The organism is Aquifex sp. (assembly GCF_056494385.1).
This window is the reverse complement of sequence record NZ_JBSLZM010000094.1, coordinates 1-11,397: the sequence shown is the minus strand read 5'-3', so window position 1 is coordinate 11,397 and position 11,397 is coordinate 1. Positions and strand designations below refer to the sequence as shown.

14 protein-coding genes and 1 pseudogene are annotated in these 11,397 nt (G+C 43.9%); 7 read left to right on the top strand and 8 right to left on the bottom strand.

Features of this window, described 5'->3' with window-relative positions:
* Both ACWB1W_RS07185 and fusA read right to left on the bottom strand, forming a co-directional pair.
* Nucleotides 1-305, bottom strand: a pseudogene (locus ACWB1W_RS07185) (GTP-binding protein); the annotation flags it as partial.
* Between the two features lie 17 nt (nt 306-322).
* Nucleotides 323-2,422 carry an elongation factor G gene (gene fusA / locus ACWB1W_RS07180; protein ID WP_479370697.1) on the bottom strand — a complete coding sequence of 700 codons (2,100 nt, stop codon included), beginning with the start codon at nt 2,420-2,422 and terminating at the stop codon, nt 323-325.
* A 90-nt stretch (nt 2,423-2,512) separates the two neighbouring features.
* On the opposite strand from fusA, the gene pdxJ reads away from it, so the two are divergent.
* Nucleotides 2,513-3,241: a pyridoxine 5'-phosphate synthase gene (gene pdxJ / locus ACWB1W_RS07175; protein WP_479370696.1), complete on the top strand. Its 729-nt coding sequence runs from the start codon at nt 2,513-2,515 to the stop codon at nt 3,239-3,241.
* On the opposite strand, the gene ACWB1W_RS07170 is transcribed toward pdxJ, so the two are convergent.
* Genes ACWB1W_RS07170 through ACWB1W_RS07155 form a run of 4 tightly spaced genes read right to left on the bottom strand, consistent with a single transcriptional unit; the run spans nt 3,231 to nt 5,888 of the window.
* Nucleotides 3,231-4,160: a beta-ketoacyl-ACP synthase III gene (locus ACWB1W_RS07170; RefSeq protein ID WP_479370695.1), complete on the bottom strand. Its 930-nt coding sequence runs from the start codon at nt 4,158-4,160 to the stop codon at nt 3,231-3,233. The two genes, pdxJ and ACWB1W_RS07170, sit on opposite strands and share 11 nt — an antisense overlap.
* On the bottom strand, nt 4,160-5,173 hold the full coding sequence (plsX, locus tag ACWB1W_RS07165) for a phosphate acyltransferase PlsX (RefSeq protein ID WP_479370694.1): 1,014 nt from the start codon (nt 5,171-5,173) through the stop codon (nt 4,160-4,162). The genes ACWB1W_RS07170 and plsX overlap by 1 nt, the downstream gene beginning before the upstream one ends.
* A complete protein-coding gene (gene rpmF, locus ACWB1W_RS07160) occupies nt 5,173-5,364 on the bottom strand; it encodes a 50S ribosomal protein L32 (RefSeq protein WP_479370693.1) in 192 nt (63 codons plus the stop codon). Before rpmF ends, plsX begins: the two co-directional genes overlap by 1 nt.
* Nucleotides 5,364-5,888 (bottom strand): YceD family protein, encoded by a 525-nt coding sequence (locus ACWB1W_RS07155; RefSeq protein ID WP_479370692.1) that lies wholly within the window; start codon nt 5,886-5,888, stop codon nt 5,364-5,366. The genes rpmF and ACWB1W_RS07155 overlap by 1 nt, the downstream gene beginning before the upstream one ends.
* Before the next feature lie 41 nt (nt 5,889-5,929).
* Between ACWB1W_RS07155 and holA the strand changes: the two genes are divergently transcribed.
* On the top strand, nt 5,930-6,964 hold the full coding sequence (gene holA / locus ACWB1W_RS07150; RefSeq protein ID WP_479370691.1) for a DNA polymerase III subunit delta: 1,035 nt from the start codon (nt 5,930-5,932) through the stop codon (nt 6,962-6,964).
* On the opposite strand, the gene ACWB1W_RS07145 is transcribed toward holA, so the two are convergent.
* Nucleotides 6,855-7,631: a DUF3108 domain-containing protein gene (locus ACWB1W_RS07145; protein ID WP_479370690.1), complete on the bottom strand. Its 777-nt coding sequence runs from the start codon at nt 7,629-7,631 to the stop codon at nt 6,855-6,857. The two genes, holA and ACWB1W_RS07145, sit on opposite strands and share 110 nt — an antisense overlap.
* On the bottom strand, nt 7,628-8,071 hold the full coding sequence (locus ACWB1W_RS07140) for a DUF501 domain-containing protein (RefSeq protein ID WP_479370689.1): 444 nt from the start codon (nt 8,069-8,071) through the stop codon (nt 7,628-7,630). The genes ACWB1W_RS07145 and ACWB1W_RS07140 overlap by 4 nt, the downstream gene beginning before the upstream one ends.
* A 54-nt stretch (nt 8,072-8,125) precedes the next feature.
* Between ACWB1W_RS07140 and tsf the strand changes: the two genes are divergently transcribed.
* Genes tsf through ACWB1W_RS07115 form a run of 5 tightly spaced genes read left to right on the top strand, consistent with a single transcriptional unit; the run spans nt 8,126 to nt 11,300 of the window.
* Nucleotides 8,126-8,992, top strand: coding sequence for a translation elongation factor Ts (gene tsf, locus ACWB1W_RS07135; RefSeq protein ID WP_479370688.1), 867 nt, complete (start codon nt 8,126-8,128; stop codon nt 8,990-8,992).
* Nucleotides 8,992-9,714: a UMP kinase gene (gene pyrH / locus ACWB1W_RS07130; RefSeq protein ID WP_479370687.1), complete on the top strand. Its 723-nt coding sequence runs from the start codon at nt 8,992-8,994 to the stop codon at nt 9,712-9,714. Before tsf ends, pyrH begins: the two co-directional genes overlap by 1 nt.
* Before the next feature lie 4 nt (nt 9,715-9,718).
* Nucleotides 9,719-10,273, top strand: a complete 555-nt coding sequence (gene frr, locus ACWB1W_RS07125) for a ribosome recycling factor (RefSeq protein WP_479370686.1) — start codon at nt 9,719-9,721, stop codon at nt 10,271-10,273.
* Entirely contained in the window at nt 10,270-10,785 is a 516-nt protein-coding gene (locus tag ACWB1W_RS07120) for a hypothetical protein (RefSeq protein ID WP_479370685.1), read from the top strand. Before frr ends, ACWB1W_RS07120 begins: the two co-directional genes overlap by 4 nt.
* Nucleotides 10,782-11,300: a thermonuclease family protein gene (locus ACWB1W_RS07115; protein WP_479370684.1), complete on the top strand. Its 519-nt coding sequence runs from the start codon at nt 10,782-10,784 to the stop codon at nt 11,298-11,300. Before ACWB1W_RS07120 ends, ACWB1W_RS07115 begins: the two co-directional genes overlap by 4 nt.
* Nucleotides 11,301-11,397: the final 97 nt, after the last annotated feature.

Here is an 11,397-nt window from a genome sequence, read left to right as displayed (position 1 = left end):
TGAGCTGCTCCGGTAATCATGTTCTTGATGTAGTCTGCGTGTCCGGGGCAATCTACGTGTGCGTAGTGTCTTTTAGCTGTTTCATACTCAACGTGAGTGATGTTTATGGTTATACCTCTTTCTTTTTATTCCGGTGCTTTGTCAATTTCCTCGTATTTGAAGCATTTAGCTTTACCGCCTTCAACGAGGCCTGCGGCCAAAACACACGTTATAGCGGACGTGAGTGTTGACTTTCCGTGGTCAACGTGACCTATCGTTCCCACGTTTACGTGTTCTTTTGTCCTCTCAAACTTCTCCTTGGCCATATCTATTTACCTCCTAATTAAGAGCTCTTTCCAGCCATCCTTTCCCCGATTATCTTCTCCGCAATATGTTGCGGAACTTCGTCGTAGTGGGAAAATCTCATTATAAATGTTCCCCTACCTTGTGTCAAGCTCCTGAGAGTTGTAGCGTATCCGAACATCTCCGCAAGGGGAACGTGTGCCTTAACAACCGTTATGTTTCCTTTGTTCTCCATTCCCATAATCTTTCCTCTTCTTGAGTTGAGGTCTCCGATAACGTCTCCCACGTAGTCTTCGGGAGTTTCTACCTCAACCTCCATTATGGGTTCAAGGAGAACGGGGTCCGCCTTTTTAGCTGCGTCCTTGAAGGCAAGAGAACCGGCAACCTGGAACGCTATGTCCGAGGAGTCTACCTCGTGGTAAGAACCGTCAAAGAGTCTAACCCTTACGTCAACAACGGGATAGCCGGCCAGTATACCGTTCTGCATTGCTTCTTTAACGCCTTTCTCAACGGAGGGTATGAACTCCTTGGGAATAACTCCTCCGTGTATATCGTCTATAAACTCAAATCCCTTACCTCTGGGTAGGGGTTCTATCTCTATTATCGCGTGGCCATATTGACCCCTACCGCCTGTTTGTTTAATGAACTTACCTTCTCCGATAGCTTTCTTTCTAATAGTTTCCTTGTATGCAACTTGGGGTTTACCGACGTTAACCTCTATTCCGTATTCTCTCCTCATCCTGTCAACCATAATCTCAAGGTGAAGCTCACCCATTCCGTGTATGAGTATCTGTCCCGTTTCGGGGTCCGTGGTAGCCCTGAAGGTGGGGTCTTCCTTCATAAATTTGTTGAGAACTTGGGAAAGCTTCTCTTGGTCTTTCTTGGTCTTGGGTTCTATAGCCATTGATATAACAGGGTCGGGGAACTCAAGCTTTTCAAGGATTATCGGGTGTTTCTCGTCACACAAGGTGTCCCCCGTTGCGGCGTCAAGTCCAACAACCGCACATATCTCACCCGCGGAAATCTGTTGTATTTCCTCCCTGGAGTTTGCATGCATGAGGAGAAGCCTTCCCGCTCTTTGCTTTTCGTCCCTCGTTGCGTTGTAAACGTACGAACCTGCCTTTAGCGTTCCCGAGAACACCCTTATGTAAGTGAGCTGTCCCGCGTATGGATCCGCCATAACCTTGAAGGCGTAAGCACAGAAGGGCTCTTCGTCCAGAGGTCTTCTCTCTTCCTCTTCTCCCGTCTTGGGGTTCGTTCCCTTGACGGGAGGCAGGTCTACGGGAGAGGGAAGGTAGTCTATCACTGCATCAAGAAGGGGCTGAACACCCTTGTTCTTGAACGCGGAACCGCAAAGAACGGGAACAAGCTGTCTGTTTATCGTAGCTTTTCTTAGAGCTTTCCTTAGCTCCTCAACACTTATCTCTTGACCCTCAAGGTATTTCTCCATAAGCTCGTCGTCCGTCTCAACTATTGTTTCTATCATCTTCTCACGCCATTCCTGTGCCTTTTCTTGGTATTCGGGGGGTATGTCTACCACCTCATATTTAGCTCCGAGGGTTTCCTCAAGCCACCTTATCGCTTTCATCTCCATGAGGTCTACAACGCCTTCAAACTGGTCCTCCGCTCCGAGGGGTATCTGGATGGCTACAGGCTTTATAGTTAACTTTTCTTCTATTTCTTTGAAAACCCTGTAGAAATCAGCACCGAGGCGGTCCATCTTGTTTACAAAAGCTATCCTGGGAACCTTAAACCTGTCCGCCCATCTCCAGTTTGCTTCCGATTGGGGCTGAACACCCTCAACAGCCGAGAAGATGAAAACTATTCCGTCAAGAACCTTCATAGAACGAACGACTTCAACCGAAAAGTCAACGTGTCCCGGTGTATCAATTATGTTTATCTGATACCTCTCTCCGTTTCTGGTCCAGTAACAAGCGGTCGTTGCTGCGGTTATCGTGATACCCCTTTCCTTTTCCTGGGGCATCCAGTCCATCGTTGCAGCACCTTCGTGAACTTCACCTATCTTGTATGTCTTTCCCGTGTAGTAAAGGATTCTCTCCGTCGTCGTTGTTTTCCCTGCGTCTATGTGTGCTACTATACCTATGTTTCTCAGTTTCTCTATAGGCACTTCTCTTGCCATACCCTTACCTCCGTCACCCGTAAAAGATTTAGCTTAAATATTTTAACTTTAAAAAGTTTTAAAAATCAAGGACTTTTAAAATTAAAATTTATGAGGCTGGGTGTAAACGTTGACCACGTTGCAACCGTAAGACAGGCAAGAAGAACCTTTGAACCATCGCCTGTGTTTGCCGCACTCATAGCCCAACAGGCAGGGGCTGACCAGATTACCCTCCACCTGAGGGAAGACAGAAGACATATACAAGACAGGGATCTTGAGCTGATAAAGGAGCTTGTAAACATACCCGTAAACCTTGAGATGGCACCAACCGATGAGATGAGGGAAATAGCTCTCAAAGTGGGACCCGACAGAATAACCCTTGTTCCCGAAAGGAGAGAGGAGATAACTACTGAGGGCGGTCTTGACGTTTTGTCAATGAAGGAAAGATTAAAGGAATACTTAAAACCTGTAAAGGAAGCGGGGATAGAAATATCCCTTTTTATTGAGCCGGATAAGGAACAGATAGACGCAAGCCTTTACGTGGGTGCGGATGCAATAGAGATACACACGGGAAGGTATGCAAACCTTTGGAACGAGCACAGGTTTGATGAGGCAAAAGAGGAGCTGAGAAGGATAAGAGAAGCCGCGGTATACGCCAGGGAAAAGGGTCTACGGGTTTACGCGGGACACGGCCTTACCTACCACAACGTTAAGGAGTTTGTTAAAGAACTAAAGGACGTCATAGAGGAGCTGAATATAGGACATTCAATCGTTGCAAACGCGGTTATTTTCGGCTTTGAGAGAGCTGTAAAGGAGATGATAAAACTTATTAATACCTGAGGAGTGCCGCTCCCCAGGTTAACCCGCCGCCCATCGCGGTCATAAGAACCAGGTCTCCCCTTTTTAGTCTTCCCTCCTTTATAGCTTCGTGGAGTGCAATGGGTATTGATGCTGCCGAGGTGTTCCCATATTTGTGAATGTTTACGTAAAACTTTTCCTTCGGGAGCTTTAATTTCTCCGCGAGAGCGTTTATTATTCTTACGTTCGCCTGGTGGGGTATTACGAGACTCACTTCTTCGGGCTTCACACACGCCTCCTCAAGGACTTCCCTACACACCTCCTCCATGCTCCTCACCGCTACCTTAAAGAGCTCTCTGCCCTTCATCCGTATGTATCCGCACTTATCCGCATAGAGGAGTTCCTCAAGGCTACCCTCGGAATACATCTTCGTAGCAAGGATATCGCTATCGTCTTCAGAATCTTCAAAGAGAACCGCTCCCGCACCGTCCCCGAAGAGAACGCAGGTTGACCTGTCATCCCAGTCAACCGCTTCAGAGAGTTTTTCCGCACCTATTACAAGAACCTTCTTAGCCTTTCCTGACTTTATGAAGCTGTCCGCTATATCAAGCCCGTATAAAAACCCGCTGCACGCAGCGGATATATCAAAGGAATAGACTCCCTTAGCACCGAGCCGAGCCTGGACAAGGCAAGCTGTGGCGGGAAATCGCTTTTCGGGTGTGAGGGTTGCAAGAACTATAAGGTCAAGCTCCTTCGGAGATGTGTTCCCGTTTTTTAAGGCTTCCTTTGCAGCTCGGGTAGCCATATACGTTATCGTTTCTTCCTTCGCTATTCTCCTTTCCTTTATTCCTGTTCTCGTAGTTATCCACTCGTCCGACGTGTCCACCATCTTTTCAAGGTCAAAGTTCGTTAAGATACTCTCGGGCAGATAAACACCCGTTCCCGTAATCTTCGTTCCCATTAAACGCTCACTCCCTCGGGTATTAGGATTTTTAAGTTCTGAGTTAACTTTTCGTTAAAGTGTGTATCAAGAAACTCAAGGGCTACTTTCACGGCGTTTTTTATAGCCTTTGCGTTAGCCCTTCCATGGGTGATTATAACGGGCTTCTTAGCCCCGAGCAAAGGAATTCCTCCGTATTCTGCAAAGTCTGCCTTTTTCTTAAAGTTGTTAAGGGCTGGCATCAAAAGAAGAGCACCCAGTTTAGCAAGCCAGCTCTTCTTTATTTCTTCTTTTATCATCTGGACAACCGCCATTCCGAGGCTTTCACTCGCTTTTAGGATTACGTTTCCCACGAATCCGTCGCAAACTATGACGTCAAAAGTTCCGGCGTATATATCCCTTCCCTCCGCATTTCCCTTAAAGTTTAACTTTGTAGCCTTAAGAAGGGGATAGGTCTCCTTAACGAGCTCGTTTCCCTTCCCTTCCTCTTCACCTATGCTCAGTATACCCACCCTCGGGTTCTTCACACCGAGCATAACCTCTGCGTAGGTGTGACCCATAACAGCAAACTGAACAAGGTGTCTCGGCTTGCAGTCAACGTTTGCACCGACATCTATTAAAACGGTCTTCCCCTTGGGGTTCGGTAGGGCTACCCCTATTGCCGGCCTTTCTACTTCCTCTTCTGCACCGACTACGAACTTACCTACCGCGAGAACCGCACCCGTATTCCCCGCGGATACAAGCCCATGAGCAGCTCCTTCCCTTACAAGCTTCGCGGCTACGAATAAGGAGGAGTTCTTCTTCTTCAGAACGTTTGAAGGGGCTTCATTCATTTCTACCTTATCTTCTGCGTTAACGATTTCAAGTAAGGGATTCTTGTCTTCTCCCGATTTCTTAAGTATCGGGTATATCTCTTCTTGTTTACCGACAAGGTAAACTTTACACCCCAGCTCCTTTGCGGCGAGTATACACCCTCTTACTATCTCAAGGGGGGCATAATCCCCCCCCATGCAGTCAACCGCTATCGCTTCCATTACTCTACTTCTATAACTTCCCTACCCTTGTAATACCCGCAGTAGGGACATACCCTGTGAGGTATTATCTTCTCACCGCAGTTTGAACAGGTGGATAAGGAAGGAATACTTCTTTTGAATTTATTAAAGAAGTTCTGGGCTCTCCTTTGGTTCCTTCTCCACTTTGAAGTTTTCGCCTTCGGAACAGCCATTACTTACCTCCTTTTCCTGCTAACAAATCTTTTAGTATAGCAAAAGAGTTATTTCTTCTTTGGGGTTTTGTCTCTTCCTCAAACTCAACCTGGTACCCGGGTATTCCCCTGCAGTCGGGACTACACAGAGGTTTCATAGGTATGCTTAATATTATCTCCTCCCTTACGAGCTGTGCTACGTCTACTATGTCGGGCTCTTCAAGGAACGAAACTTCAAGGTCTTTGGGTTTAAGCATAAACACACCTTCTTCGTTGGGAGTGTTCTGGAGAAGCTTCGTCTTTTCCTGAGTTAGGTCCTTGACGTAGGTTTCCAGACATCTACTGCACTCAAGCTCAACGCTTCCCTCTATACTTATCCTTATCTTGTATCCTTCCTTATCCCTTGTAATCTCAAGACTGACATTTACCGGCTCCTTAATCATACCTATCTCGGAGGGAAGCTTAATGTCTTCGGGCTTTAGCTCGTAAGAACCTACAAACTTATCCGATATCTTAAAGATTTCTTTAAGGTCAAGGGTAAGCATGCCACTAACCTCGCAAATGTTATATTAAATTTAATTTAACAGTGGAGAAAAACATTATCCAGTTTCAAAAGGAGTTCTTAGGGGGAAAGGTAAAGGAAAGGGTCTTTATACTCCACGGGGACGAGCCCTACCTCATAAGAACCTTCCTATCAAAGCTAAAGGAAAAGTTCGGTAACAACTACAAAGTTTTATGGGGAGACGATATAACGGAAGAAGAACTTTACTCCGCACTCTCGGAGAGGGGAATATTCGGGAGTTCAAAGGAGGAAGCGGTAGTCCTTTACAACTTTGAAGCGTTTATAAAGAAGCTAGGAAGAAAGAAAAAGTCTAAGGAGTTTCTCATAAAGATCCTGAAGGGTGTAAAGAGTAGCTATCTTTTTATAGTCTTTGATAGAAAACTTCAAAAACAGGAGCTATCTTCCGAGCCTTACAAGAGTATACAAACTTTTGGTTTAATCGTAAACTCGGGAAAGCTATCTAAAGATAAGATAAAAAAACTGGTTAAGAAGAAGTTTACGGAAAAGGGGATAAAGATAACGGAGGAAGCCCTTGATTACCTCCTTGAATCTGCGGAATACAACCTTATGGAACTTAAGCTTGAGGTTGAAAAACTCATTGATTACGCTTGGGAGACAAAGAATCTGAGTATTGAGGAGGTAAAGAGAACCATATTTACCCTTTCTGAAAACGTGAACGTGTTTAACTTCGTTGATGCCTTTCTTTTGGGAGACTATGAGAAAGCAATAGAAACACTTGATACCCTATACAGGTGGGGAATACACCCACTTCAGATACAAAAGCTTCTTACAAGCTACGTGATAAAGCTCTATACCGCAAGCAGGTTAATTGAAAAAGGAGAGGACAAGAACAAAGTTCTTGAGAAGCTGGGAGTTAGAAACCAGTTTGTTAAGTTGAAGTTTTCCGAATACCTGAAGAGAAATGATAAAGAAAGCTTAAAAAGGATGCTTAGCTTTCTCCAGAAACTTGATATGTTTGAGAAGCTTTACTTTCAGGACCCTTCAAAGCTTTTAAGGGAGTTTGTTCTAAACTTTTCTTTAAGCTCACAAAGAGCTTAATATCTCCTTCAAGTTTATCTATCCACATATTTACCGAGCCGAGTGTAAAGGAGACTTTTATCCTTAAAGGTATTAACGTTTTTTCTTCAAGCCATAAAGACCACTTTCCTGTAGGCTTCAGAAAACCTTTAGTCTCAACCTTCGGTTTTACAAGAACCTTTAAGGTTTTATAGGACTTTCCCTTCCACTCAAGTGTCTCCCTGCCGACTACTCTATACCTTACTTCTTGAATTTTTCCCTCGTAAAAGAAGTAAATAAACTTTTCCGACTCGTTTGCGGTAAGGTAAATAAAGAGCCCGACCCTGAAAGGGTCATAGGGGGGTGCGCTCTTAGACCCTCTTAACGCTTTATCTCTCCTTATCACATAGTAAACCCTATTATTCTTAAAAAGGTATAGGTGTTCCCTAACGTTACCTCTTAGGTTCATATACAGCCTAAAAAAACTTGATTTTTCAATGTCTCCAAAAGAGCTCCCTTTTATCTCCACCTTTCCGAGAATTTTCCCTAAACCTTCGTTTGTGGTGGTGGCTTTTATCTTTAACTTGTTCCCGTAAAGAATGTAGGTTGTGCAGTTGTATGCAGCGGGGAATATAAAGTAATAGGCTTTGTGGCATATCTTTAGCTCCCTTCCGAAGAGCAAGAGGGGAATGAGAATCAGGAGAATCATATCTTACTAAGCACGAACTCTCCTATGGGATTCTTAAACTCCTTGTCTCCCAGATGGTAAGCAGTCCAGAGATGAAGACATCTTACTTTAAAGGGCTTTGCCCTGAAGTTCCTAATACCCCCTATTCCTATATCCTTGTTCAGCAAGACTCTTTTACACACCATGTCCCACTTCCCCGTTCCATTATAAATTTGAGGAAAATCTTTTTTTAGTATTTCCTCCCTCTTTTTTATTTCTTTTTCGTGAAGTTTTATAAAGAAGTTAAAAAGCTCCTCCTCCCTTGTTATCTCCTCGGATAACTTTTTAATGTATCCTTCCGCTTCAAGCTTTGAAATAGCTTTCTTCAGTTCAGGTTCAAGTATCCAGAAGCGTGTAGGTTCCGGTCTGTATATACCTTTCTCAAATACGACTATGGGATTTTCAACAACTTCAAGCTTCATAAGGGATTAATTTAAGCTGGTATAATTAGAAGGGATAAAAACGGAGGTAGAAGAATGGCTGTCAGCATGGAGGATGTGAAGAAGTTAAGGGAGATGACAGGAGCGGGAATGCTTGACTGTAAAAAGGCCCTTGAGGAAGCGGGTGGAGATATAGAAAAGGCTAAGGAAATTCTGAGAGTAAAAGGGCTGGCGAAAGCGGAAAAGAAGGCAGGAAGGGAAACAAAAGAGGGAATTATTTACGTAATTGTATCCGAGGACAGAAAAAAGGGAGCTATGATAGAGCTTAACTGTGAGACAGACTTCGTTGCGAGGAACGAGGAGTTCCAAAAGCTTGCAGAAAGAATAACAAGACACATACTTGAAAAAGATGAAAATAAAGATAAAAGCGGTGAGGGAACGGATATACTTTCTCAGGAACTTTACGATGAGTCGGGAAAGAATGTAGATACCCTTATAAAGGAAGCTATAGCGAAGATAGGAGAGAATATAAAACTTTCCAGGTATTGTAGATACGACACCGAGGATTACCTTCACTCATACGTTCACGGAGGAGGAAGGATAGGGGTTTTACTTGACTTCAAAGCTCCCGAGCTTAACGATAAGGTCTTGAGACTTGTTCAAGACGTTGCCATGCAGATAGCTGCTATGAGACCCGAATACGTGAAAATTGAAGATATTCCCGAAGAGGTTCTTGAGAGGGAAAGAAGAATACTTAGGGAACAAGCACTTTCAGAAGGAAAACCCGAACACATAGTTGACAAGATTGTTGAAGGAAAACTGAAGAAGTTTTACCAAGAAAAGGTTCTTCTTGAGCAACCCTTCATAAAGGAGGAAAAGAAGAAGGTCGGGGACGTTATAAAGGAAAGCGGAACAGGTGTAGAGGTAAAACGCTTCTGCAGGTTTGAGCTGGGTGGTCTCTGATGGAGGAGAGCCCTAAGTATAAGAGGGTTCTCTTAAAGCTCTCGGGGGAGGCCTTTGCGGGGGAACAGGGCTACGGTATTGATCCATCTTTCCTTGAATACATATCTCACGAGATAAAAGGGGTTTACGACCTCGGCGTCCAGGTTGCCGTAGTAATAGGCGGGGGGAATATATTCAGGGGCTTTCAGGGGAAGGAAATAGGGGTGGATAGAGCTACCGCGGATTACATGGGAATGCTTGCAACCGTTATAAATGCCCTTGCACTCCAGTCGGCCATTGAGAACCATGTGAATATACCTACGAGGGTTTTAAGTGCCATAGAGATGAGACAAATAGCCGAACCCTACATAAGAAGGAGGGCTATAAGACACCTTGAGAAGGGGAGAATAGTTATATTCGCTGGCGGAACGGGAAACCCCTTCTTTTCAACGGACACGGCCGCAGCACTGAGGGCTGCAGAAATAGGTGCAGAAGTTCTCATAAAAGCTACAAAGGTCGGGGGTATTTACGACAAGGACCCGGAAAAGCACAAAGATGCTGTTCTCATAAGGGAGATATCCTACCTTGAGGTTATAAATAAAGGTTTAAAGGTAATGGACCACACAGCTTTAACTCTTTGTAAAGAAAATGAGATACCGATAATCGTTTTAAATATAAGAGAGAAAGGAAATTTAAGGAAAGCTGTTCTCGGAGAAGAGGTAGGTTCATTAGTAAGGGGGTAAAGAGATGATTCAGGAGCTTGAGGATATTTTTAAGGAAGTGGAAAGAGATATGAAAAAGGCGGTTGAGTATTACAAGTCGGAAATTGCAGGGCTCAGAACGGGAAGGGCTTCAAGCGCACTCGTTGAGGAGATAAAGGTTGATTACTACGGGTCTAAGGTACCCGTTAAACAACTCGGAACTATTTCCGTTCCGGAACCAAACCAGATAGTAATACAGGTTTGGGACCAGAACGCTGCTTCCGCAATAGAGAAAGCAATACGTGAGGAGCTGAACCTAAACCCTACGGTTCAGGGGAACGTAATAAGGGTAACCCTTCCTCCCCTTACCGAGGAAAGGAGGAAAGAACTCGTCAGGTTCCTTCACAAGATTACGGAAGAAGCAAGGGTAAGGGTGAGAAACGTAAGGAGGGAAGCAAAAGACATGATAGAGGAGCTTGAAGGAATTTCCGAGGACGAGAAGAAAAGGGCCCTTGAGAAACTCCAGAAGTTAACGGATAAGTATATAGAGGAGATTAACAAGCTTATGGAAAAAAAAGAAGAGGAGATTATGAGCGTATGAGGGATTTTTACATACTTGTAGGAGCCATATTCGTACTCGTTTTTTCTATCTGGTTTTACAACTACCTTAAGGATCGGAAAACCGAAGAGCTAAAAAGCTTATCCCACAAAGTCTATCTCTTTGAAAAGGGGAAAGTTTCCGAAAAAGAAATTTTAAAAGAAACTAAGGGAACACCCTTTTACGCCTACGTTCTTGCAAAACTCGGAAGGTATAAAGAGGCTTATGAAAATTTTGAGGACAGGGAGCTTAAAAAATTCTTTAAAGAAAGGATTTTGGCCGATGAATACCTAAAGAGTAAATACGACAGAGTAATAAAGGAAGAAAAAAACTTTAAAGAAGAGGACTTTAACTATCCCTCTTTTAAAAGTCTTGAGGCGTTCTCTTATCAGAAACTCGGTAAAAAGGAAAAGGCGATAAGTGTATGGAGCGGTATAAAAGAAAAGTATCCTTCAACTTACTTTTCAAATCTAGCACAAATAGAGCTGTTTCTATTAAAAGGAGCTGAGAGATGAGAAAGCTTTTCGGTCTAATTTTAATCCCCTTAATCTTCGTATTCGGCGAAGAACTTATACCTTGTAAGGTCGTGAGGGTTATAGACGGGGATACCTTTAAATGTGTTCCCGAAGAAAAACGCAGAGCCATAAAGGTTAGACTTATGGGAATAGACACCCTTGAGACCCATAACAGAAGGAAGGGTATAAGACAAGCAAAGTGGTTTATGGGGGGGCTTGACACGGTTTTAACCTTCGGAAAAGAAGCAAAGAAATTCGTAGAAAGACGTATAAGAGGGAAAACGGTCTACCTTGAACCTTCTATAAAGAGTAAGGACGATTACAATAGACTGCTTGCATTTGTGTGGCTTGATGACGACATGGACGAGATGTTAAACGAGTTGCTCGTAAGGGAAGGCCTTGCCTTCGTTTACATAATACCTCCTCAGGTAAAATACCTGAAAAGACTCGGGGAAGCACAGGAAGAGGCCTACGAAGAGAGAAGAGGCTTCTGGGAATTTTTCAAAGGGAGATAACTATATTTCCGTATCTGTCAATTTCTGCAACAGTGTCTGGAGGGATTAACGTCGTTGAGGAGTATTCAACGATTATTGCGGGAAAATCAACAACGTT